The organism is Phytohabitans aurantiacus, assembly GCF_027923225.1.
Lineage (GTDB): Bacteria > Actinomycetota > Actinomycetes > Mycobacteriales > Micromonosporaceae > Phytohabitans > Phytohabitans aurantiacus.
Window position 1 is genome coordinate 111,730 of the sequence record NZ_BSDI01000004.1, and the last position, 23,436, is coordinate 135,165.

At 68.6% G+C, this 23,436-nt stretch carries 23 protein-coding genes; 3 read left to right on the plus strand and 20 right to left on the minus strand.

Annotated elements, in window-relative coordinates; translation table 11 throughout:
* Positions 1 to 22 precede the first annotated feature (22 nt).
* On the minus strand, positions 23 to 865 hold the full coding sequence (locus QMG73_RS05100; RefSeq protein WP_281892762.1) for a siderophore-interacting protein: 843 nt from the start codon (positions 863 to 865) through the stop codon (positions 23 to 25).
* A gap of 9 nt (positions 866 to 874) precedes the next feature.
* The gene (locus QMG73_RS05105) at positions 875 to 1,582 is read right to left on the minus strand and encodes a TetR/AcrR family transcriptional regulator C-terminal domain-containing protein (RefSeq protein WP_281892763.1); all 708 of its coding nucleotides are present in this window, start codon (positions 1,580 to 1,582) and stop codon (positions 875 to 877) included.
* A gap of 91 nt (positions 1,583 to 1,673) precedes the next feature.
* Between QMG73_RS05105 and QMG73_RS05110 the strand changes: the two genes are divergently transcribed.
* A complete protein-coding gene (locus tag QMG73_RS05110) occupies positions 1,674 to 3,161 on the plus strand; it encodes an MFS transporter (RefSeq protein ID WP_281892764.1) in 1,488 nt (495 codons plus the stop codon).
* Between the two features lie 3 nt (positions 3,162 to 3,164).
* On the opposite strand, the gene QMG73_RS05115 is transcribed toward QMG73_RS05110, so the two are convergent.
* The 16 genes from QMG73_RS05115 to QMG73_RS05190 form a co-directional block, all read right to left on the minus strand.
* Positions 3,165 to 4,904 (minus strand): ABC transporter ATP-binding protein, encoded by a 1,740-nt coding sequence (locus QMG73_RS05115; protein WP_281892765.1) that lies wholly within the window; start codon positions 4,902 to 4,904, stop codon positions 3,165 to 3,167.
* 2 nt (positions 4,905 to 4,906) lie between these two features.
* Positions 4,907 to 5,323 carry a lasso peptide biosynthesis B2 protein gene (locus QMG73_RS05120; RefSeq protein ID WP_281892766.1) on the minus strand — a complete coding sequence of 139 codons (417 nt, stop codon included), beginning with the start codon at positions 5,321 to 5,323 and terminating at the stop codon, positions 4,907 to 4,909.
* Positions 5,324 to 5,331: 8 nt separating this feature from the next.
* Positions 5,332 to 5,589: a lasso peptide biosynthesis PqqD family chaperone gene (locus QMG73_RS05125; protein ID WP_281892767.1), complete on the minus strand. Its 258-nt coding sequence runs from the start codon at positions 5,587 to 5,589 to the stop codon at positions 5,332 to 5,334.
* A 9-nt stretch (positions 5,590 to 5,598) separates the two neighbouring features.
* Positions 5,599 to 7,452, minus strand: coding sequence for an asparagine synthase-related protein (locus QMG73_RS05130; RefSeq protein WP_281892768.1), 1,854 nt, complete (start codon positions 7,450 to 7,452; stop codon positions 5,599 to 5,601).
* A gap of 75 nt (positions 7,453 to 7,527) precedes the next feature.
* Complete coding sequence (locus tag QMG73_RS05135; RefSeq protein ID WP_281892770.1) at positions 7,528 to 7,638, minus strand: keywimysin-related RiPP; 111 nt, start codon at positions 7,636 to 7,638, stop codon at positions 7,528 to 7,530.
* A gap of 226 nt (positions 7,639 to 7,864) precedes the next feature.
* The gene (frdD, locus tag QMG73_RS05140) at positions 7,865 to 8,221 is read right to left on the minus strand and encodes a fumarate reductase subunit FrdD (protein ID WP_281892771.1); all 357 of its coding nucleotides are present in this window, start codon (positions 8,219 to 8,221) and stop codon (positions 7,865 to 7,867) included.
* On the minus strand, positions 8,218 to 8,616 hold the full coding sequence (locus QMG73_RS05145) for a hypothetical protein (RefSeq protein ID WP_281892772.1): 399 nt from the start codon (positions 8,614 to 8,616) through the stop codon (positions 8,218 to 8,220). The genes frdD and QMG73_RS05145 overlap by 4 nt, the downstream gene beginning before the upstream one ends.
* Positions 8,613 to 9,353 (minus strand): succinate dehydrogenase/fumarate reductase iron-sulfur subunit, encoded by a 741-nt coding sequence (locus tag QMG73_RS05150; RefSeq protein ID WP_322791082.1) that lies wholly within the window; start codon positions 9,351 to 9,353, stop codon positions 8,613 to 8,615. Before QMG73_RS05150 ends, QMG73_RS05145 begins: the two co-directional genes overlap by 4 nt.
* 5 nt (positions 9,354 to 9,358) lie before the next feature.
* Positions 9,359 to 11,107, minus strand: a complete 1,749-nt coding sequence (gene frdA, locus QMG73_RS05155; protein WP_281892774.1) for a fumarate reductase (quinol) flavoprotein subunit — start codon at positions 11,105 to 11,107, stop codon at positions 9,359 to 9,361.
* On the minus strand, positions 11,094 to 11,330 hold the full coding sequence (locus QMG73_RS05160; protein WP_281892775.1) for a hypothetical protein: 237 nt from the start codon (positions 11,328 to 11,330) through the stop codon (positions 11,094 to 11,096). Before QMG73_RS05160 ends, frdA begins: the two co-directional genes overlap by 14 nt.
* 139 nt (positions 11,331 to 11,469) lie before the next feature.
* Positions 11,470 to 13,329 (minus strand): GH39 family glycosyl hydrolase, encoded by a 1,860-nt coding sequence (locus tag QMG73_RS05165; RefSeq protein ID WP_281892776.1) that lies wholly within the window; start codon positions 13,327 to 13,329, stop codon positions 11,470 to 11,472.
* Complete coding sequence (locus QMG73_RS05170) at positions 13,326 to 14,873, minus strand: glucoamylase family protein (RefSeq protein ID WP_281892777.1); 1,548 nt, start codon at positions 14,871 to 14,873, stop codon at positions 13,326 to 13,328. The genes QMG73_RS05165 and QMG73_RS05170 overlap by 4 nt, the downstream gene beginning before the upstream one ends.
* A gap of 25 nt (positions 14,874 to 14,898) precedes the next feature.
* Positions 14,899 to 15,729: a carbohydrate ABC transporter permease gene (locus QMG73_RS05175; RefSeq protein WP_281892778.1), complete on the minus strand. Its 831-nt coding sequence runs from the start codon at positions 15,727 to 15,729 to the stop codon at positions 14,899 to 14,901.
* Positions 15,730 to 15,733: 4 nt separating this feature from the next.
* A complete protein-coding gene (locus QMG73_RS05180) occupies positions 15,734 to 16,615 on the minus strand; it encodes a carbohydrate ABC transporter permease (RefSeq protein ID WP_281892779.1) in 882 nt (293 codons plus the stop codon).
* Position 16,616: 1 nt separating this feature from the next.
* Complete coding sequence (locus QMG73_RS05185) at positions 16,617 to 17,879, minus strand: sugar ABC transporter substrate-binding protein (RefSeq protein ID WP_281892780.1); 1,263 nt, start codon at positions 17,877 to 17,879, stop codon at positions 16,617 to 16,619.
* 9 nt (positions 17,880 to 17,888) lie between these two features.
* Positions 17,889 to 18,899 (minus strand): LacI family DNA-binding transcriptional regulator, encoded by a 1,011-nt coding sequence (locus tag QMG73_RS05190; RefSeq protein WP_281892781.1) that lies wholly within the window; start codon positions 18,897 to 18,899, stop codon positions 17,889 to 17,891.
* A gap of 509 nt (positions 18,900 to 19,408) precedes the next feature.
* On the opposite strand from QMG73_RS05190, the gene QMG73_RS05195 reads away from it, so the two are divergent.
* Positions 19,409 to 20,050, plus strand: a complete 642-nt coding sequence (locus tag QMG73_RS05195) for a class I SAM-dependent methyltransferase (RefSeq protein ID WP_281892782.1) — start codon at positions 19,409 to 19,411, stop codon at positions 20,048 to 20,050.
* Positions 20,051 to 20,208: 158 nt separating this feature from the next.
* Here the strand turns inward: QMG73_RS05195 and QMG73_RS05200 are convergent, their stop codons facing one another.
* Positions 20,209 to 20,880, minus strand: a complete 672-nt coding sequence (locus tag QMG73_RS05200) for an HAD family hydrolase (protein ID WP_281892784.1) — start codon at positions 20,878 to 20,880, stop codon at positions 20,209 to 20,211.
* Positions 20,881 to 20,958: 78 nt separating this feature from the next.
* Positions 20,959 to 22,566: a PKD domain-containing protein gene (locus tag QMG73_RS05205; protein WP_281892786.1), complete on the minus strand. Its 1,608-nt coding sequence runs from the start codon at positions 22,564 to 22,566 to the stop codon at positions 20,959 to 20,961.
* Between the two features lie 116 nt (positions 22,567 to 22,682).
* Here QMG73_RS05205 and QMG73_RS05210 point away from each other — a divergent pair, with 116 nt between their 5' ends.
* Positions 22,683 to 23,414 carry a DUF7003 family protein gene (locus QMG73_RS05210; protein WP_281892787.1) on the plus strand — a complete coding sequence of 244 codons (732 nt, stop codon included), beginning with the start codon at positions 22,683 to 22,685 and terminating at the stop codon, positions 23,412 to 23,414.
* Positions 23,415 to 23,436: the final 22 nt, after the last annotated feature.

The following is a 23,436-nucleotide window of genomic DNA, read 5'->3' on the forward strand; positions in this document are numbered from 1 at the left end:
CCTAGGTGTCAACGAGCCCACCTTACGGTTGCATGTCCTGTTCACGTTCGACGGTGGCGTTCCACTCCCGCTTGGTGGCCTGCCATCGGTCTTCGTCGTGACCAACCCGCCAGTACCCGGAAAGTGACTGTCCCTGGCGCGCGACGCCACGCTCGACGAAGAGCAACCGGCGCAGTTCCTTCACGAACCCGGCCTCGCCGTGCACGAACGCGTGCACGGCGCCGGGCGGGAACTCGAACGCCGACACGGCCCGCACGAGCGCCGCGCCGACCGGGGCGTCGCCCCGGTGCAGCCAGGTGACCGCGGCATCGCCCGCGGTCTCGAGCTTCTGCTCCTCCTCGGGACCGCTCACCTCGATGAAGACGTGTGCACGCGTGGCCGGCGCCAGCCGTTCCAGGGACGCCGCTATCGCGGGCAGCGCGCTCTCGTCGCCGACCAGCAGATGCCAATCGCCATCCGGGTTGGGCGCGTAGGCGCCTCCCGGCCCGGCGAAGCGAACCTCATCGCCGGGGCGTGCCTGCGCCGCCCACGGACCGGCGAGGCCCTCCTCGCCGTGATACACGACGTCGATGGTGAGTTCGCGCCGCACCTCGTCCCAGCGACGCACGGTGTATGTGCGCATGCTCGGCCATTGCTCGCGCGGACGTTCGGCGCGGATCTGTTCGAGGTCGAACGGCTCGGGATACGTCACGCCGCTGGGTGCGAAAAGCAGCTTCACGTAGTGGTCGGTGAACTCCCCCGCGCTGAAATTCGCCAGCCCGGGGCCGCCGAGCACGATGCGCACCATATGCGGAGTGATCCGCTCGACAGACTCCACGCGGGCGGTGGTGACACGCGGCGCGCGGCGCCCAGGGCGTTCCGACATGATCCGAGCTTAGCGAGGGATCCGGCCTTCCAGCCCGTCGAGGACGACCTCCAATCCGTACTCGAACTTGTCCTGCCGGATCCCAGCCGGGTCAAGATCCGTGGAGCCGGCTGGCATGAGCCGCGCGACGAACTCCGCCTCCGTCTGCCCGGAACGCGCGACGGTGGTGAGCCAGGCGGCCTCCGTCGTGCTCATTCCGATCACGTATGAGAGGAGCGTGTCGATCGCTCGGCTCGGCTCGGGGAAGCCGGCGGCCGCGAAGACAGCGGCGAGCCGCTCCGTGAACGACGTGAGGTTGGGGCCCATGTAGGCGAGGCCCGCCTGGCCGACCACCGAAGCCAGCCACGGGTGGCGCAGGGCGGTCGCACGGAAGGAGCGCGACGCGTCACCGGCGGCAGCGCGCCATCCGGTACCGCTGGCGTCCGGCACCGTCACCTCGGCGAAGATCTCGTCCATCGCGAGCTCCATCAGCTCGTCTTTGGTCGCCACATGGCGGTACAGGGAGGTGGCGGCCGTTTTCAGGCGGGTGCCGAGCTTGCGCATGCTCAGCGCCTCCACGCCTTCCGCGTCGAGCATGACGATCGCCTCGCGCACGATCGCCGCCTGGCTCAGCGCGGGCTGATCGGGCTCGGCCTGCTGGCGGGCCCACACGGACGGGATCGGGTTCGTCTTGCCGGCCATGACCACTTCCTCCAGGACGCGTACACCGTTCGCCATCAGCGTACACAAAACCGGGCTTGCGTACAGCGTTCGCGTCTGCGTACAGTGTTCGCAGCAAACGAACGGTGTACGCCCCTGGAGGAAGATCATGGAAACTCGCAACCCGCACCGCTGGTGGATCCTCGTCGTGCTATGCCTGAGCAGCCTGGTCCTGGTGGTCGACAGCATGGCGCTGACCGTCGCGGTGCCACACATGACCGAGGACATCGGCGCGAGCGCGCAGGACATCCAGTGGATCCTCGACTCGTACATCCTCGTGTTCGCCGGACTTCTGCTCACCTCGGGAAGCCTCGGTGACCGGTTCGGACGCCGAAAAGTCATGATCATCGGCCTGCTGCTCTTCGGAGCGGCGTCACTGGCGGCGATGTTCGTCGCGAACCCCGCCGAGATGATCGCGGTGCGGATCGCGATGGGCGTCGGTGGCGCCCTGATCATGCCGTCAACACTGTCGATCCTCATCACGGTCTTCCAGGAGGACGAGCGCAACAAGGCGATGGCGGTGTGGAGCTCCGTGGCGATGCTCGGCCTGGTCGGCAGCCCGGTGCTGGGCGGGGTACTGATCGACCACTTCTCCTGGCAGGCGATCTTCCTGATCAACGTCCCCGTCGTCGGTCTCGCGCTCCTGGCCGGCCTCACCCTGATGCCCGAGTCGAAGGCTCCCTGGCAGAAGGCCGACCCGCTGGGCGCGGTGCTCTCCGCCGCCGGCATGACCGCCCTGGTCTGGTGGATCATCGAGATCCCACAGCACGGCGCCTTCGAGGGTCGCTCGCTGGTCACCCTCGGCATCGCCGTGGTCTCGCTCGTCGGATTCGTGATCTGGGAGAACATCACTCCCGCCCCGATGGTGCCGCTGGTCCTGTTCAAGCACCGCAACTTCAGCGGCGGCTCGCTCTCCCTCGCCCTCGTGCAGATCGGCAACGGCGGCCTGCTGCTGGTGCTCACCCAGTACCTGCAGTTCGTGCTCGGGTACTCGCCGGTCAAGGCAGGCCTGGCCTTCGTGCCGCTGGCCGTCGCGGCGCTCGTCGGCAACGGGTTAGGCGCCAAGTTCGCCGCGAAGCTCGGCAACCGCGCCCTGGTACTGGGCGGCATGCTCGTCATGGTCGCCTCGTTCGCCCTGCTGACCACCGTCTCGGCCGACACCAGCTTCGCGGTCCCCGCCATCGCCCTCGGCCTCCTCGGCTTCGGTGCCGGCGCCGCGATGCCGGCCGCGGTCAGCGCCCTGATGGCCACCATCCCGGCTGACAAGGCGGGCGTCGGCTCCGCCCTGAACGACACCATCCAGCAGGCCGGCACCGCGCTGGGCATCGCGATCCTCGGCTCGCTGCTCTCCAGCGGCTTCGCCAGCGAAATGCCCGCCGACGCACCGGAGCAGGCCAAGCGGTCGATCGCCGACGCGCTGGCGATGGCTCAGGGCGACGCCGGCCTCATCCAGACCGCCCGGGACGCCTTCACCGCCTCGATGTCCACCACGTTCACCCTCAGCGCGATCGGCGTCCTCGCCGCCGCGATCGTGGCCAGCCTGATCATGCGGGACCGCAAGCCGGCACCCGCCGAGGAGCTTGAGCTCGTCGCTTGACCGTCACGCGGAAGGCCGGTGCTCCCCGTGGAGTACCGGCCTTTCGCGCTGGCGGCGGGCGACCTCATCCGGGGTACCTTCCGCCGCCACGACGCCGTCGCGTAGCAGTACCACCCGGTCGGCAGACCGCACCGTGGCCGGCCGGTGGCTGATGACAAGGAGCGCGCACACCCGCGACACCTCGCGGATGGTGCGGGTGAGTGCCACCTCGTTGACCGGGTCCAGATGCGCCGTTGGCTCGTCGAGCAGCACGAGCGCCGGCCGGCCCAGCAGGCACCGCGCGATGGCCAGCCGCTGGCGTTCACCACCCGACAGCAGCCGCCCGTGCTCCCCGACCTCGGCATCCAAGCCGCGTGGGAGCCGCCTGACCAGATCGGTCAGGTTGGTCATCGCCAGTGCCCACCACAGGTCGTCATCGTCGGCCGCGGCACCGGAGTAGGTGAGGTTTTCGCGCACGGTACCGGCCAGGACCGTGCACTGCTGCTCGACAAGGCCGATGGCGCCGCGGTACTCGTCGTACGGAACGTCGCGGGCGTCCCTGCCACGAAACAACACCTGCCCGCGATCCGGCTCGTAGAACCGCTCGATGACACTGAACACAGTGGACTTACCGGCTCCTGACGGCCCGATCAGCGACACGTGTCCACGCTCGGGCAGGCTCAGCGACAGTCCACGTAGGAGCGGTCGCGCGGGCTCGTAGCCGAACCACACGTCCCGCAGCTCCAGCAGATGCGGCGATCGGTTCTCCGGCACCGCCGCGGCCGCGCGGACGGTTACGGGTTCGCGCGGCAGTGCGAGCACCTCGTTGACCCGCTGCAGCGCGCCGGCACCCTGCTGCACGGCGGTGACCGCTTGAAAGATCGCCCCCACGGGCGTCGTCAGGTAGGTGAGGTACAGCATGAAGGCGACAAGTTCGCCGACCGTGCTGGCGCCACCGGCCACCCGCGCGCCACCTATCAGCAGGATGATCAGGTAGGACCCGGTGAGCGCCAGGTCGTTGACCGATCCGGCGCCGGCGTCCAGCCGCGCCATCCGCAGGCGGGCCGCACAGATCCGGCTCGCGTGCCTGAAGATCCGGCCGCTCTCCGCCGGCTCCGCACGGTTGGCGCGTACCGAACGGATGGCGGACAAGGCGCGCTCCAGGTCGGCCGTCAGTTCGCCATCCGCTCGCTGTGCGTCGGCGGACGCGAGCCGGATCCGCTCGACGACGGCCAGCAACACCGGCACCGCCACGCCGATCAGCACGGCGACCACGACAAAGAGCGTCCAGTCCAGCCACAGCATCACCGCTACGAGGCCGGCCAGCCCGATGGTGCCCGACGCCGCGTTGGTGACGCTCTCCGCGATGAGCATGCGGATCGCGGCGGGATCGGTGGTGATTCGTGAGATCAGGTCACCACCGCGGTACCGGTCGTAGACAGCGATCCGCAGCCGCAACACGTGATCGATCAGCGTCTGTCGCAGCTTGAGGGTCATGGCTTCGCTGGCCCGCGCCTGCGCGTACCGGGCCACCCCGAGCGCGACCGCCTGAAGGAGAAAAAGCACCACGAGCGCACCGACGGGACGGAAGGGAAAAGCGCCATCGGCGGTCGCGTCGACCGTGTGCCGTACCAGCAGCGGCTGCGCCAGCCCGGCGCCGGTCGCCGCGACGCCGAGCGCGACCGCCAGCGCGAGCCACCGGTAGTGGCCACTCAGCAGGCGCATCATGTCGCGCCAGCCGGCCCGGTCCAGCGCGCTGGTCACCGCTAGGCCACCGTGAAGAAGGTGCGAAAGTAGTCGGCCGGAAACTCCTCCCCGACCGGCTCCCCGTCGACCTCCACCCAGGCGTGCGCCGAGAAGGGCGGCAGCCGCCTCGTGCCGACGCACCACGCCGCCCACGTCCCCCGTGCCCGGCACAGCAGCACCACCGCGAGCGATCGGGGCAGGCAGCCCTCGCGTGCGGCGCAGACGAGGCTCACCGCCATCACCGCCTGCCGGGCGTCGAGCACCTGCTCGCGGGTGGCGGGGCGGGCGCCCCGACGCAAGCGGGTCAGAAGCCGCCGGATCTGTCGGGGTGGACGCCGTGCCAGTACCCGAGCCGCCGTCACCGCCGCGTGCGCCGCAAGCCGCGTGGGCAGCGGAACCGACCGGGGGTTGTGATAGATCGCTTCGGGCATGGACATGGCGGCGCCTACCGGTCCATCAGGCCGGCGGTGCACAGCTCCGTGACCAGATGGGTCACGTCCTGCTCCGCGCTGCCTCGATCGATGTCGTACTCCCGGCTGAGCGCCGTCGCGGCCGCGGCCGCGTCGCCGCCCTCCGCGATCGTGCGGACGACGACCGCACCCGTCTCGTTGAGGGTAAAGAAGGCGCCGCTGTCCTCGTCCAGCAGAGCCGCACCGTACTCCGTCTCGGTGATCAGTACGCCGTTGCGCAGCTTCAACCCCATGACTCCTCCTCAGGACGCGAGAGCCGTCCGGTCGGTGACGCGTTCGATCGAGCGCAGCCAGACCTCGGCCGCGATCGTCTGGTGCAGCACCCCGATCTGCAGGTGCTTCGGCAAAGGGCGCGCGCACAGCTCGCGTACCGCCCGCGCGTCGATGAGGCCGAGCCGGGCCAGGGCCGAGTCGTCCCACAGAGCGAAGAGCGCGTCGCGGTGCACCCGCAACCCCATCTCCTCCTCGACCATCGCGTTGGCCTTCGTGGCGCGCAGCCGGCTGCTCTCCGGTACCACGCCGAGCATCGCCTCGCTGATCAGCGGCTTGTACCGCCACGGCGTCACCCGCTGCTCGGGCCGCACCGACAGCGCCGCCGTCACGACGGCGTCGTCGTAGTACGGCGCCGCGTACCGCACTCCGCGCTCGGCGGCGAGCTGCTGAAGCTGGCGGGTCATCCGGGACAGCAACCCGATGGCGGCGAGTTCGCGGTGCTGGCCGCGATGTGGGCTGAGCGGTGCCGCCCCGCCGATCTCGGCCCGGAGCAGCGTGCGCACGGCGTCGACGGCGTCGCGGGTGGTCCATGGCGGAAGTCGTGGCTCGCTGCCCCAGTCGAGCATGGGTTCGGTGATTGGCGGCGGCGCCATCGTCAGGTGCGCGTCGACACCGCGCAACCAGTCGCCGTACGAGTTCGTGGACGCGAGTTGCCGCAGCACCTGGCCGGCCGGCCACCGATATTTGGCGACGAACCCGCGAATCATCCGGCGCGCGAGAAGCGGTCGCCGGCGCGCGAGCGTGTGCAGGTACGCGGTGGAGCCGTGCAGAAGCTCGTCGCCGCCGATACCCGTGAGGTGCGCGCTCGATCCCCGGTCGGCGGCGCGCGTGACCACCGCGAGCCAGCGGTTCCGGTCGACGGTGGTGAAGCAGGGCTCGTCCCACAGGTCGGCCATCTCGTCGACACCGGCGTAGCTGAGCGGCATCTCCTCGCCGGGCACGACATGGTGCTCGATGCCGAGAGCGGCAACCGTACGGGTGGCCCATTCGACGTCGTCGGCCATGGCGTCGCGCACGTCGACGGTGAAGGCGAGCACCTCGGCGTCGGCGAGCCGCGCCGCGATCGCACACACCGCTGTGGAGTCGACGCCGCCAAGGTCACACGAGACGAGCCGCTGGCCGCGGGTGCGAACGCCGACCGCCTCGGTGAGGGCGGTGGCCAACTCCCGCGCACCGTCGGCGAGTGGCACGGTCGGGTCCGGCGGAGACCACCACCGCGCCGAGCGGACCACGCGGTCCTCGCGGATCTCGACATCGTGTCCGCCCGGAATCTCGGTCACGCCGCGCCACAACGGCTGGCCGGTGACCGGCGGCATGGTCTGCGGGTCCAGCAGGTGCGCCGCCACCCGTGCCGGATCGAGATCGGCACCGGTCAGCGCGGCGACCACGTCGGCGCGGTCTGCGATGAGGGTCACCGGTCCCGCCGAACCGACGAAGACCCGGCGCAGTGCGCTCACCGTGCCCCGGACGTACAGCTTCCCCCCGACCGAGCCGACCAGGTGATAGCTGCCTGGCCATCGCGGGCGGCCCGTGCCGCGCAGGTGATCGAGCCCGCCGTCCAGAGCCAGGCGGGCGGCGACCCGCTCGACATCTTCGCTGCGAGTGATGTGCTCACCAATGACAGCGAGGGCGGCCGTGCCGGCGGTGGCGACGGCAATATCCCGGTCGGCCCATCGGCCAAGTATCCATGAACGCCCGGATGGGTGGCGGACACAACGAGTGGCGTACGGCTTGATTGATCTGGCGACGGGGTCCGCGTCCGCTTTATCGGGCAGGACAATGAACCAACTGGCAAGCAGGGAGAGATTCGCAATTGGCGGCATTGACTCTCCTCAGTATCGAGCGGGCGAATGGGGAACCGGGCGGGCAGCGACCTGCCCGCCCGGCTCACCGGCGCATCAGAGCAGCTGCTTGCCGCCCAGCAGGTCCTTCGGACCCCTGTTGCCGATCCCGGTCTCGGTGCGGAAGTCACCCTGCTTCGTGAGTGTGGGACGCTCGTACTTGCGCATTTTGTGCTCCTCCCAGCAGTGGTTGATGAGACGGAAACGAATGCGCCGGGGATCAACCATCCGGCACCGAATCCCCTGCGGCACCAATGGATGTGCGCGTTTAAAATCCGTCCCCTGGAGACGGTAGGTGGGATACCCACGAACAACAACCGCCATCAACCAGATTCACGGTTGTGGGTGAATTCGCCAACACCACTTGCGACATCGCTCAATCTATTGTTTTCGATTAGAGCATCGAGACGAGGACCACCGCCACAGCGGTCACGAAGGCGGCGGTGCCGTAGCAGGCAGCGGCGATCGCGGTGCCGTGCCGCTGAAGCTGGAGGCCGTCGCGAACCGTATGGCGCAGGCGGTGTGCGGCGTGCATGAGCCCGAGCCCACATAGGACGATCACGGCGAGCCGAGCCAGCGGGTTGCGCAGCAGCGTGTAGATCTCGGCACTGGACGGCGGATCGAGCCAACCCAGTGGAAACGCGATGCCGAAGAGGAACAGGAACACCGGCACCGCGAGCGCGGTCACCACTCCGCCGGCACTGAAGAGCAGCCAGAGGAAGGGCTCCGCGGAGGTGCGGTCGCGACTCATGAGAGCACCAGCAACAGGATCACCGCCGAGACCGCGAACCACGCCACGTACAGCGCTCCGGCGAGGACCAGGCCGGGCACCCGGTGGCCACGCACCTTCAGCACCATGGCCTGCGGCGTCACCATGAACCAGGTGATCGTGTGCAGGACCGCCAGGGCGAGCGCCAGCGCGTTGATCGCGACCATCCACGGCCGGGCCGACCAGTCGAGGAAGCGCTCGTACTCGCCGGGACCGGCGCCGACCGCCCGCACCAGCAGGAGCAGGTAGACCACGAACCACACGACGGCGACGCTCGTCAGCTCACGCAACACGAACAGCAGGTAGGTGCGGCGAGAGGTCCACCAGAGAAGCGGAACCCGCTGCCTGTGCAGCCGCTGCCAGAGCCCCGTGGTCATCGGACCCACCGGGGCAGCAGGAATGCCTTCACCGCCTCGTTCGCGGCGATGAGCTTGGCGCGCTGGATGGCGCCGGCCGGATCGACGCCCTTCGGACAGGCCCGGGTGCACTCCCCCACGAACGTGCATCCCCAGACGCCCTCGTCGTCCGACAGCACATCGAGGCGCTCCTCCTGGCCCTCGTCGCGAGAGTCCAGGTTGTACCGCTGGGCGAGGGCGATCGCGGCCGGGCCGATGAACTTCGAGTCCAGGCCGTAGACCGGGCACGCCGAATAGCACAGCATGCAGTTGATGCACATGCTGTATCGCTTGTAGTCGTCCATTTCGGACGGTGTCTGCAGCAGCTCCGTGTGCGGGTCGTCGTCGCTCTCGTCCCGGATGATCCATGGCTGCACGGCACCGAGCTTCTGCATGAAGTCGGTCATCTCGATGACCAGGTCGCGGATCACCGGGAAGTTGCGCAGCGGCTCGACGGTGATCGGTCCGGGCGCGTGGTCGACGAGGAACGTGCCGCAGCTCAGCTTCGGGTCGCCGTTCACCGTCATGCCGCAGCTGCCGCAGATACCCATCCGGCAGGACCAGCGGTACGACAGGGTCGGGTCGATCTCCTCCTTGACGTAGTTGAGCGCGTCGAGGACCGCCCAGTCGTCGCGCAGCGGCACGGCGTACTCCTGGAAGGTCGGCTCGGCCTCGGTCTCCGGCCGGTAGCGGAAGACGCGCAGCGTGATCTCCTTCAACGGCTTCACCTCCCGTACACCCGCTCACCGGGCGGCCAACGGGTGACGGTGACCGGCTGGTACTCGATCCGGCAGCCGCCGTCGGCCTCGCGGTATGCCATCGAGTGCGCCAGGAACCGCACGTCGTCACGCGCCGGGAAGTCGGTGCGCTGATGCGCGCCGCGCGACTCCTCGCGGCGCAGCGCGCTGTGCACAATGGACTCGGCTATGTCGAGCATCGCCGCCAATTCGAGTGCCCCGACGAGCTGTGTGTTGAACGTCCGGCTGCGGTCGCCGACGCCCGCCACCGCGGCACGCTCCTGAAGCTCACGTAGCGTGTCGACGGCTTTGGCGAGCGTGTCGCTGTCGCGGTAGATGCCGGCCGCGCCCTCCAGGGTGTGCTGCATCGCGGTCCGGATCGCCGCGACGGACTCGCTGCCGTCGCTGGCCAGCAGCCTTTCCAGCCGGCGGGTCTCGTCGGCGGCCTGCGCGGTCACCGCGGCGCCGATCGGTGGTGCTTCCATCGCATACGCCGCCGCGGCGGCACCGGCCCGGGCGCCGAAGACGAGGATCTCCGGCAGCGAGTTGGAGCCGAGCCGGTTGGCGCCGTTGATGCTGACGCAGGCGGTCTCACCGGCGGCGAAGAGCCCATCCAGCGGCGCCGCCGCGAGCACGTCGGTGTGGACCCCACCCATCATGTAATGCACCACTGGGCGCACGGGCACCAGGTCACGCACCGGGTCGATGCGCTCGTAGTCGCGGCACAGCTCGCGCACCATGGGCAGCTTGGCTTCGATCTTCTCGGCCCCGAGGTGGCGCAGGTCAAGGTGCACCACCGGCCCGTACTGGGTGTCGATGGTCCGCCCCTTGGCGGCCTCGTGGACGAACGCCTGGGAGAGGCGGTCGCGCGGTCCCAGTTCCATGCTGCGCAGTACCGGCTCGGGTGTGGGCGTGCCCAGGTCGTAGTCCTGCAGGTACCGGTAGCCGTCCTTGTTGAGCAACCAGCCGCCCTCGGCGCGCGCCGCCTCGGTGATGAGGATGCCGGTGAACGGCAGGCCGGTGGGGTGGTACTGGACGAACTCCATGTCCTTCAGCGGCGCGCCGGCCCGATAGGCGAGCGCCATCCCGTCTCCGGTGCAGATGTTGGCGTTCGTGGTGAACGGAAAGACCCGCCCACCCCCGCCGGTGGCGAGCACAACGGCCTTGGCGGCGATCGTCTCGATCCGACCGGTCATCAGCTCGATCGCCACCACCCCGCAGACCCGCCCGTCGTCGACGAGCAGCCGGGTGGCGTACCACTCGTCGTACCGGGTCACCGGGCGGTACTTCAGGGACGTCTGGAACAGCGTGTGCAGCAGGTGGAAACCGGTCTTGTCAGCGGCGAACCACGTGCGCATCTTCTTCATGCCGCCGAACGCCCGAACGGCGACATGCCCGTCCGGCGTCCGGCTCCACGGACAGCCCCAGTGCTCCAGGCGCAGCAGCTCGGCCCGGGCCTCGTGGACGAAAAGCTCCACCGCGTCCTGGTCGCACAGCCAGTCGCCGCCGGAGACCGTGTCGTACGCGTGCTCGTCGAAGCTGTCCTCGGCGGCGATGGCGGCCGCGGCCCCGCCCTCGGCGGACACGGTGTGGCTGCGCATCGGGTAGACCTTGCTGACCACGGCGACGGACAGCCTGGGGTCGGCCTCGGCCACCGCGATCGCGGCGCGCAGGCCGGCACCACCCCCGCCCACGATGACGACGTCGTGCGCTGAGGCAGCGTCAGGAGCCGTCATGGAGCGAGCCGCACTCGTCGAGGATGACCCTTCCATCGTGGCGGACCGAACGCGTCTGCACGCTGCCGTCGTGGAACTCGTGCTTGATCATGCGGCAGCCGCAGGCGTAGTACTCGTCGGTGAAGACGAGCCCGTAGTCGTCCGAGTCCCGATAGTGGTCTCCCTCGACCATCCGGCCGCAGGGTGCGAGTTCACTCGTGAAGTGGATACGTTGACCAACCATCGCCCACTCCCTCTTCTCGACGGAGGACGCAACCTTGACGGAGGACGATCCTGTCAATATCGTCCCACTGTCTGAGCGAGGCGGGAACCCTTTCATTCCAGATCTTGAAACTTCATTCCAGATCTTGATACGAAAAGTGTCAGATCGGCCGCAACTCCAGGTACGAGATCGACGGCATGGGCAGGTCGAGGGTCACCTCAACGCCGCCGCCACGTACGGTCACGTCGCGGTCCGGCTCCAGCAGCGGTATCTGATCGGCCTCGCCGAGGACCGCCCACTGATCGTCGTCCGGCCACTCTTCGCCGCCGAGCGCGCGCCAGGTCTCGGCCACGTTTCCGTGGGTCGCGTCGACGCGCAGGTGCCGCAGCGTGTACCGCTCGACGGGCAGACCGGTGATCGTCACCGTCACATCGCGGTCCAAAGTGGAGTCGCCACTGGCCTTGCCGTGGTCGAGCGTGCCGTTCCACAGCAGAACGCCCACCGTGCCATCGGCTCTTCGGGCGGCCCAGCACTCGACCAGGCCGTCCGCGCCGTCGCCGCGCGACACGGCGGGCAACTCGACGTCGCCGAGTCGTTCGGCGAGCGCGAGCGCCCAGTACTTGGGCTTGGCCAGGTTTCCCACGGTGAGCAGGCCGAACCCGCCATGCAGGAGGCGCTCCGGCCGGCCCAGCTCCTCGAAGTGGTCGGAGGCGACCCAGGGGGCCAGCCCGTCGACCCGCCCGGCCACCGACCGCATGCCGCGCAGCAGGAACGTGGCCGCGAACACGGTGTCGTTGATGGTGCTGCCGTGGCTGGCGGTGACGCCCCACTCCGTCCACAAGAGAGGGAGATCGGGCCGGCCGGCCGCGGCCGCCAGCGGGCGCAGGTCGAGCGGCGGACTGCCGTACGTGTGGGTGGAGAGGAAGTCCAGCGGAGCCGCCGTCGCGAGCTGGTCGTCGATCCAGCCGACAGCCGCCGACGCCGGACCACCCACCTGGATTCCACTGTCGACCAACTTGACCGCGCGCGCCGACACCTCGTACAGGCGCCAGAACTCGTCCGGCGTGCCGGACCAGAACACGGAAAGGTTCGCCTCGTTCCACACCTCGAACGGCCAGTGGTCGCGCACCTCGGCAAGCCCGTACCGCTCGACCAGGTGGGCGGTTAGCGCCCCGACCAGCTCGCCCCAGCGGTCCCAGTCGCTGGGCGGTGAGATGCACCCCCGGTAGGCGAAGACCGTCTTGTCCGGGTCTCGGGCCAGGTCGCGGGGCATGAAGGACAGCTCCACGACCGGTCGCATGCCCAGATCCATCACCGTGTCGTAGACCCGGTCGACGCCGCTGAAGTCGAACCGGGATACGCCGTCGACGTTGCGATAGACGCCCAGGTCGTCGCAGAGGATGCCGTGCGCCCGCACCGACTCGACGCCAAGCTCGTCGCGCACGCGGCGCAGCGCGGCTCGCAGATCCGCACCGATCGGCTGGCCGCCGGTCAGGTCGGCGCACAGCAGGTGGCTCAGGTGCTCGGAGCCGACGACCCGCCGCCACGGCCGGTGCAGCGGGCCCGCGTCTCCGCCGGCGTCGACCGTCACGTCGACCGTGGCCGGTCCGTCCACTGTGGGCCGCGCCGGCACCGGCGCGCTGAGCGGGCCCATCGCGTTGACCGTGGCCAGCGGGGCGACCGCGTACCAGTACTCCTTTCCCGGCTCGGCCGTCGTGTCGGCGTAGGCGCCGTGCGGTACCGCCAGCACGTCACCACCGCCGTGGTCGACCAGCTCGAAGGGCCCGTCCTCGGCGGGTGCCCGGTGTACGGCGTAGCCGATCGCGCCGGGCACCGGATCCCAGGTGAGCGTGACCTGGCCACGGCCGCTGGCAGCGGACAGGCAGGCCGGAACGGGAAGGTCAGCTGCGGCCACCGGCCCGCCGGCGCGGTCCTGGACCCCGCCGGCGCCCATCAGCTCCGCCCACCGCTGCCGAGCCCGGTCGATGTGTGTATCAGTCCCGCCAGCTAGCTCAGTCACAGGGAGAACTCCTCGACGGCGATCACCGGGCGCAGTAGCCGTTCTCCCCCACCGCGGGTGAACGCGTCGCGCAACACGTCACCGCCGAGCAGGTTGCCCAGAGAGGCCATCACCATGCCCTGGTCCAGTGCCAGGTACCGCTTGGCCACCGTGCCGCTGCGCACCGCCACCGAGTCGTAGTAGCCACCCGGCCCGTAGACGTCGAACTGTGCGCGCAGCCGGGTCAGCTCGGCCACCGCCTCGGCCGGCGCGTACCGGGCGGCCAGGAACACCGCGTGCGGGGTGACGACGCCGTCGCCGTACGAGGTGGGCTCGGGCTGGGGTGCCCGGCCGGGGCAGTCACCGAACCCGTAGTCCACAGTGGTGCGTTCGCGGTCACTGGTGTATCCCGGCCCGTCCAGGCCCATGGCGTCCACGCCGTACTCCCGGTACTCGGCGAACGGGTCAGCCGCTGGCGAGAACCCCCAGTGCCCGTACCCCGCCTCGTTCATGCCGTGCTCGATCTGGCCGCGCACGTACACCGGATGGTTGCGCCCCCAGCTCTTCGGTCCCCACCGCTCCTCGGGGACGAACAGGTTGGGCATCATCGCCTCGAACATGTCGCCGCCCCAGCTCGGCACGAACTGCAGCCCCCGGTACCGGTAGGCGCCCTCGAAGACGGGCACGCCGAAGTAGGTGCGCTCCTGCCCGACCGGCAGCATCTCCTGCCACGACCAGTCACAGGTCGCGGGGAACGTGCGCCAAGGCCCGAAGTAGTGCGCCTGCGGCACCTGGCCGAGCGCGATCGCGACGTACCCGATCATGCGGGTCTCGCTGTTGAAAGCGCCGTAGTGGTGGCACGTGTAGTACACGTCCGGACCCCGGCCGGGATAGTTGCCGGCGGTCGAGCAGCCTTCCGGCGGCTCCACCCAGAACCCGCCACGCATCAGACCGGCTGGGAAGTCGGCACCGCGGGCGGCGGGGTCGTAGTAGAAAGCGAAGTCCATGCCGGACAGCAGGGCGTTGGCTTGTGCCCGCAGCCGCGGGATCGCGTTGCGCGTCACCATCAGCGCGGCCGCCAGCCACGCATTGTCCACACTGGAGACGAAGGGCTGCACCGGCGCGCCAGAGGTGGGCCAGACGCGGATCAGCTCGTACGTCGCCGGGTCGTACCAGTTGTAGTACTGGCCGGAGTCGGTGTGGCGCGGCAGCCGGGCGAGACCGTCGAGCGCCCTGCGGACCCGCTCGGTCTGCTCGCGCTCGCCGATCACGTTGAGGCGGCGGGCGGCGATCGCGGACCAGATGTACGAGCCGATATTGGTGGGCGACGTGTATCGGGCACGGGTGGCCGGGTCGAGCTCGCCACCGATGTTGTCCGCCGGCAGCCCCGTACTGGGCACCACCATGGCCGCCATCGACCGCCAGGTGTCGGCGGACCAGGCTCGGACCGGCGCGCCGCTCAGCGGGTTCCGTTCGCCGGCCCGCGCGGCGGTGCCGGCAGCACCGGTACCGGTCAGCGTTAGTGTGATCACCGCCGCGAGGGCGATGCGTCGGGAGTACCTCATCTGCTTACCTCCGGGGCGGCCTCAATCACTTGAGGCCCGTGGTGGCGATGCCGCGGACAAAGTGCCGCTGCAGCACCGCGAAGATGACCAGGATGGGCAGGATGATCGTCACTGACCCGGCCAGCAAAAGGCCGTACTGGGTCTGGTTCTGCCCCACGCTGTAGAGCGCGAGGGCGACGGGCAGGGTGTACTTGTCTTCGGTGGTGGCCACCACCAGCGGCCACAGGAAGTTGTTCCAGGAACCCAGGAACGTCAGGATGCCGACCGTGGCGAGCGCCGGTCCGGTCAGCGGCAGCACGATACGCCAGTAGATGCGCCACTCGCCGGCTCCGTCGACGCGAGCGGATTCGAGCAGGTCGTCGGGGATGGACAGGATGAACTGGCGCATCAGGAAGACGTTGACCGCCAGGGCGAGGTTGGGCAGCACCAGACCGGCGAACGTGTTGACCAGACCGAGGTTGCTGACCAGTACGAACTGCGGCACGAAGGTCGCCATCGGCGGAACCATCAGGTTGCCCAGTACCAGCACGAACAGCGCTCGCCGGCCCAGAAAACGCAGCTTGGCCAGCGCGTATCCGGTGGCCGAGCAGATCAGCAGGTTTCCCACGGTCACCAGCACCGCGACGATGACCGAGTTGGTGAAGTACAACGGAAAGTCGAGCCGTTCGAACAGCTCGCGGTAGTTGGCCAGGGTCGGGTCGGCCGGCAGCCACGTCGGCGGCGTGCGGCGTACCTCGCCCTCACCCTTGAACGACGACAGCACCATCCACACGAACGGCGCGATCATGATCGCTAGGCCGGCGATCAGCACGGTGTGCAACACGATCGCGGCGTTTCGGTCCCGTCGACGCTTCATCGGCTCACCCGACCTCGTCCGAGCGCAGCAGCCGGAACCACAGGATCGACAGCAGTACGACGGCGAGGAACAGCACATAGCTCATCGCCGACGCGTAGCCGTAGTTGCCGAACGAGAACTGGCTGTAGACGCTGTACGCCACCGTCGTCGTGCTGCCGAGCGGCCCACCGCGGGTCATCACGAACGGCTCCTCGAAGACCTGGAGCAGCCCGATCGAGCCGATCACGGTGACGAACAGCAGGGTCGGGCGCAGCGATGGCACCGTCACGTGCCAGAACTGCGCCCACCTACTGGCGCCGTCGATGCGGGCGGCCTCGTACAGCTCGCCCGGTATCGCCTGGAGACCGGCCAGGAAAATCACCATCTGGAAGCCGATGCCACGCCAGACGATCATCATGATCACCGCCGGCAGTGCGGTGCTGGTATTGGCCAACCAGTTCGGTCCTTCGATGCCGACCAACCCGAGCACGCTGTTGAGCAGTCCGGTGTCGGGTTGCAGCAGAAACCGCCACACCACCGAGATCGCCACGATGCTGGTGACCACCGGCAGGTAGTACCCGACCCGGAAGATCGCCCGGAACCTCACCAGCCCCGAGTTGAGGCCGAGGGCCGCGGCCATGCCGAGCACCACGGTCAGCGGCAACCCGAGCAGCACCACGACGAGCGTGTTGCCGGCCGCCTTGACGAACTGCTCGTCCTGAAACAGCCGGACGTAGTTGTCGAATCCAAGGAAGGTCACGGCGAGCGGGCTGCGCACGTCCGCGCTGCGAATGTCGGTGAAGCTCATCGCCAGCGAGGCCAGCACCGGCCCGACGAGAAACACCGCGAACAGCGCCGCGAACGGTAGCGCGAAGCTCCATCCCACAGCGGACCGGCGCAGCCGCATGTCAGATCCCGGTGCCGATGGTGGCGGCCTTCTGCTGTATCGCCTTCGCCGCGTCGGCAGCTGTCTCGTCGGTCTTGACCAGCCGCTCGATCTCCGCGTCGAAGGCGGCCGCGACCTGGTCCCAGGTGCCGATCGCCGGCGGCGACTTGGCGTCGGACAGCTGATCGCCGAACGCGGCCAGCATCGGGTCACCGGTGAGCGCCGGGTCGTCCCAGCCCGCCTTCACCGCCGGCAGGTCGCTGGTCGCCTGGTACCACTTGACCTGTGTCTGCGGCTGGGACAGCCAGGAGACGAACTTCCAGGCACCGTCGCGGTTCTTGGCGTCCTTGAACACGGCCAGGTCGCCGCCGCCGACGAACGAGGTCGCCGCCTTCCTGCTCGGCATGTGCCAGACGTCGTACTTACCGGCACCGCCCTGGCCCTCGAGGATGCCGATGTGCCATGGCCCAGAGATGAAGGCGCCGATCGAGCCCTTGACGAAGTCCGGTTCCAGCTGGCCCTGCGGCAGGTCTTTCGGCGCCAGACCCGCGTCGAAGAACGACTCGTAGTAGCCAAGCGCATCGCTCACCTGCGGACTGTCGAAGGAGAACGCGTCCGCGTTGGTCACTTCGCCGCCGTTCTGCCAGACGAACGGCATCACGGTCTGCCAGGAGCCGGTGCCGCCCGGCTGGAGCGACACGCCCCACGTCGCGCCGCCCTTCTGCTTGAACGCGGAGATCGCGGCGGTGAGCTCCTCCCAGGTCTTCGGCGGGGCGGTGACACCGGCTTTGGCCGCGACATCCTTGTTCACATAGAACAGTCGCGTCTCGACATACCAGGGCACGCCGTACGCCTTGCCGTCGACAACCGCCGTATCCCAGGCGCCGGGGAAGAAGTCGCCTTCTTTCACCAGGTCGGTGGGGAGCTGGTCCAAGCCACCGGTGCGCGCGAACTCACCCATCCAGGTGGTGCCGATCAGGCTCAGGTCGGGCGTCTGCCCGCCGGCTATCGCGGTGGCTATCTTGTCGTGCGCGCCGTCCCACGGGATCGGCGTCACCTTCACTGTCGCGTCTGGATTTTCCTTCATGAAGTCCGCGGCGAACGCGGCTAGCTTCTCGCCCTCGGTGCCCATCGCCCACACGGTGATCTCACCGCTGGCCTTGCCCTCGCTGATCGGTTGTGCCGCGTCGTCCGTGCCGTTGTCGCCGGAGTCCCGGCCGCAGCCGCTGAGTGCCACGGCCGCCACGACGGCCAGTACCGCCGTCGGGCGTGCCCACGTCCTCATCGCGTCTCCTCAGGTTTTGTGATCGTGCACGCCGCAGCTCGATCGGACGATCAGTTGTGTCGCAAGGGTTTCCCGGCGTACCGGCCCCGCGTTACCCGCGATGCGTTCCTGCAACCATCGGGCAGCCGTGGCACCGAGCTCACGCATCGGCTGGCGGACCGTGGTCAATCCCGCGTACCGCGCGGCCATCACGTCGTCCCAGCCGGTAATCACGACGTCTTCCGGCACGGACAGATCCAGCTCCTTGGCCGCCTCCAGCGCACCTAGCGCCGTTTCGTCGTTGCCGCACACCAGTACCTCGGGCCGGGCCGGCCTGCGCAGCGCCCGGGCCGCCGCTCGCCGTCCCGATTCGACGTCGAAGTCGCAGCGCAGCGGGGCACGCGGTGAACGGCGGCCCGCGGCCCGGAGCGCGGCGCGGAACGCCTCGTATCGGGCGTGGACGTCGGGCGACCCGGCGGGATCACCCAGGAACCCGAATCTCTCGTACCCGTGCTCGACAAGGTGCCCGACGAGGTCGTGCGCACTGTCCACATTGTCGGCGTTCAACGTGTCGCAGGAGCCGACCGCCGGCCGCGCGAGCAGTACGACCGGGATGCCGATCTCCGTGACCTGCGCGATGACCGTATCGGCCACCGTACGGCTGATCACCACCATCCCGTCGACCCGCCGAGCCAGGTCCATGACCTTGCCCGCTGGGTCCGGCCGGCCGTGCGTCGACAGGATCAGCACGCTGCTGCCCAGCTCCGCCGCGACCTCTTCGTAGCCGAGGACCACCTCGGCGTAGTACGGGCCGGACAGGTCCGGGAAGACGATGCCGTTGGCGGCGTGCCGGCCCTCCGCCAGCGACTGACCCAACCTGCTGGGCCGGAACTTCAGCTCCTTGACGGCGATCAGCACTCGCTTGCGCGTCGACTCCGCCACCGTGTCCGAGCCGTTGAGGGCCCGCGACACCGTCGCGATCGACACTCCGGCCTGGGCGGCAACCTGATAGATCGTCGCGGGCTGCCGGTTGTTTGACACCGCCGCCTCCAGGGCTCTGACGGGTCCAGATCACTAAAAGCGCTTACATATGACGTAAGCGCTTACATGGTCTGGAAGCGCTTTCAATAGACAGCAGTCTGTTCCGGTCGCACCATCCTGTCAACCCCGTCGATGCCACGCCGAGTCCGGAGGACCCACGACCACAGTGCGACGTCTGTCCACAATGTATGACCAACCAGGGGCGCTGCCTTCCGGTGGAACGGCGTCGAGTTCGACGCCGACACATCCACACTCACGCACAGCGACGCCACCGCCACCGCATGGCTCGTCACGAGCCTCACTGCGGGCGCCGGCACCATCGATCCCGGCCCAAACCAGGCGATTGTCGCCCAAACAGGCGTTTAGTGTCTGTACACAGTGGACTCGATGCGTTCTCCCTGCTCAACGTTGCCGGGTTACAGATAGGCTTCGATGGGTATTCAAGGATGGAAGATTTGCTATAGGGTGGCCCCCCATTGGGTCGGCAACCACCTAGGAGATCAGTCAAAATGGGCATCGGCACGGCAATCCGGCACCGGATGGGGCGGTTCGAGGAGCCGGCGGCAGAGCTCTACCGTTCCTTCTTCATCGACCTGGAAGCGCTGGTCAAGCAGCTTTCGCACGTCGGCGAACCCAAGCGCATCCTGGAGATCGGTTGCGGTGACGGTGCACTCGGCCAGCGCCTGACCCAGACCTTCAAGCAAGCCGACTACCTCGGCATCGACCCCGCCGAGACCGCCGGACGGGGCTTCCGCGGCGACACCGCCCGCGCGGAGTTCCGCTCCATGACATCGTCGGACCTGCGAGCCGAGGCACCCGACGCGTTCGACCTCGTCGTGATCGTCGACGTGCTACACCACGTGCCGGCACACATGCGTCGTGACCTGCTAAACGACGCCGCAACGCTGACCGCGCCGGGCGGCCGGATCGTCGTCAAGGAGTGGCTCTGGGGTCGGCTCATCGCCGGCCGGCTCGGCTACTGGGCCGACCGGTACATCACCGGCGACAAAGACGTCGACTTCATGACCGAGCCGCAACTGCAGAAGACACTCGCCGACTCGCTGCCCGAGTTCACCGTCTGCGAGACGAGCTCGGTGCGTCCGTGGCGGGAAAACATCCTGCTCACCCTGCGCCGGAAGACCGACGACTAGAGAGCCTTCAGGATCGGGTTTTGAGCTACCGCGATGCCCGTCGCGGTCCATGCCCGTTGCTCCCGCGGCCTCACCCTCTGCGACTACACAACCAGTCCGCCGGCCCGGCACCGCCGCCGGCTGTGGATCGACGGACCCGCACCGCGATAGGTCTCTAGTCAGAGTTTGGTCGCGAGTTCGGCCATGCTGTCCATGAGCACGTCGGCCTTGGCTAGGCGCGTGCGCTTGCCGGGCTTGTTCGCGTACCCGATCGCCGCGACGCCGGCCGCCCGCGCGGCGTCGATGTCGCTGGTGGAGTCGCCGACCATGACGCACGCGTCCGGATCGGCGGCCAACTCGTCCAGGGCGGCGAGCACCGGCGCAGGGTTCGGCTTCATCCGCCCGGGGTCGGCAAACGCACGACCGACCACCGGATACACATAATCGTCGAGGCGCCGGGCCGCCAGGTAGGCGCGGACCGCAGCAGCCGAGTTGTTCGACACGATCGCGACCCGCCGGCCGGCCCGATGAGCGGCGACGATCACCTCCCGGGCGTACGGGGTCGGCTCCGCGCTGCCAATCGCGGTGAGTTCGGCAGCCGTCAACGCCTCCTCGATCCGGCGGGTGAGGCCGGGCCGCCGGACGGTGGCCGTGTAGCGGACGACTTCGAGCGGATCGGTCTCGGTCAGGAGCGCCTCGGGAATGCCAACGCCTTCGTCGACGAGCACGCGGCGCAGGTCAGCGGCGACGCCCGACGCGGCGTGGTTGGCGAACACGGAACAGACCGGCCCGTCGAAGTCGAGCAGGATGTATCGGGCGCGCGCCACGACGGCAGCAAGGTCAGCCATCATGTTCAGACGCCAAAGCCATTCTCGGTCAGTCGCTGATCGTTACGATGCGACGCCGCCGGAACAGCCTCACAGCCGCCATTAAGGCTCTCGATAAGCACTCGCCTTCAGCGGTCGGCCAAGAGTAGGCCGTTTGCTGGTCCATGGCAGGAGGTTGATCAGGTCTGTCCTGCTGCTATACAGGCCGTCATCGGCGGTGACCGTGGTGAGGACGGTGTACTTGCCGGGCCGCTTGTAACGGTGCGTGATCAGCGGCGAGGTTTGGGTGATTGTTTTGCCGTCGCCGAAGCTGAACGTGTAGGAGGTGATGGGCAGCCAGCCCGGCTGCGATGTGGAGGCGTCGACGGTGACCGTAGAAGTCGTGATGTTTGCGGTGACGATCGTCAACGCCGTCGGGGCTCGGACGGTCTCGATCGGTCCCCGGTCGGCATAGGTGACCGGACCCGCGCCGGTGTTCGGCACCGAGGGATCGTCGGCTCGGGCCTTGCCGCTCCGGTCGGTGGCCTGGTAACCCGGGGCTTCGGAGTTGGCCGAGTCCTGGTGGTCCTTGGAGAGTCCGGCCTCTTTGTCGTTTGCGGCCTGGCCGGATGCGGTGCGGAACGCCGCCAGGCCCATCGGCGTGCCGTTCCAGGAGTAGACACTGGGCGAGTTCGCCTGGGAGTGGTAGGCATCGTTGTAGTCCGCCACGGTGTCGCCGATGGCGTCGTCGTAGATACCGAGCTCGACGCCGTCGGTCGGGCCACCCTGGCAGTAGGTCTGGCCGAGGTGCCCGTTCGCGACCAGCACGTTGTTTTGCACCGACACTGTGGACGATGCTCCGTCGACGCGGATGCCGTCCAGGCATCGGCTGCGCACGAGGTTGTTCGTGATCGCGGTGCCGGCGGCGCCGTGGTTGTGGATGCCGTAGCCAGCGCCCATGTAAACCCAGTTGTTGGCCACCACGGTGCCGGCAGCGTCCGGACCGATCATGATTCCCGCGCCACCGTAGCCCTGGACGATGCTGTTGATGATCGTGTTGCCCGGGCCAGCGACCTCGATGCCGAAGCTGCCGTCGACGGCACGCGTCAGGCCGGGCGCCCTGGCGGTCACGGTATTGGCGACGACCCCGGTCGTGGCGACGTCCATGGACAAGCCGCCGCCACCCGGCCAACCGTTGATGAACGGAGCGTTGAGCCGTGATGCGGTGACGCCAACCAGGCGGATGGCTGGCGCGGTCGCGGTCTCATCCAGCCAGAAGGAGCCACCTTGGATGGTGATGGCCGACGAGTCACGGATGTCCAGAGCCGGGACGTCACCGGACCGGGTCACCTGCAACCGTTCCAGCCTGATGTCGTGCTGGCCGTCGATGACGAAGCCCGCCGTCGGTCCGGCCAGCTCACGACCGCCAGCCGGTGCCATGCGGAAGGTGATCGGCTGCTCTGACGTCCCGGAGCGCGGGACCGTGACCCGCTCGCGGTAGGTGCCGGTGCCGATCTCGACCGTCTGCCCGGCGGTGACGATGGCCGCGGCGGCGCCGATGGTGCAGAACGGCTGTGTGGCCGTGCCCGGTCCACCGTCCGAACAGGACGCTGATGTCGCCTGGACGTACAGGATCGTGGGATCGGCCGCGTGAGCCGCAGCGGCGATCCCGAAGAGTGCGCCGGATGTCACCGCGAGTGCGGTAATGCCGGCGCGGAAGGGCGTGCGCATGGATGTCCCCGTGGAAGGTGTCAAAGAAGTCGGCCCCATCAGATCACATACGTCGACCGGCGATCATTGACCGAACGGCTCGTCGCCCTCGCGTATCGCTTCGTAGGATGCAGGGCGTGTTGCAGGCCGCCGGCATTCTCACTGTGTTCGACCGGGCCGCCGAACAGCGACGGTTCCCGGAGCCAGCACATCCGTACAGCTACCTGATGGCAGCCCGACTGCACGCATTCGGCGACGCCGACCGCTGGGCGCTGGTCGTCGAGACCGTCGGCTACAACCCCCGCGCCGCCAACGTCGTGGACGTCATGCACGGTGTCGGCAACTGCCTTCTCGGCACCACAGAGCACTGGGGGACGCAGCACCTCCGCCGCGTCGACAACTTCCAAGACCTGTTCGACGACCGGCCATGGCCGCCTCGATACCGGCAACTGCCAATCACCGTCAGAGGGCACGAACTACACGTCGACGCCGCACCCACGATCGCTGCCCAGGATCTGTTCCGGCTACTCGTACCCGACCACAAAGATCTACTTCTGGGCGACGAGGTAGAGCTGCGGCACCTTGTTCCGGCTGACCTACCACGCCTGTTGAGCCTGGACGACTGGCACCACACCGCCCTGCGCGTCAAGCCACCAAGCGCCGAACGAGAACGCGCGCGCCTGCGGCATGACAGCCTCATGCGCCATGTGCCACCAGATCAGCGGGTGCCGTTCGAGGTCCGCCCCTCCGATATCGAGACCTACCGGCAGATCGCCGAGGTGCTCGCCACCGCCGACCCCAATAAGTACCAACCGACCCTGCCGCCGAACACCCACTGGACCAACTGGCCCATGTCCGGCGCACTCTAAAATGCATCGCGGATGCTTGGTA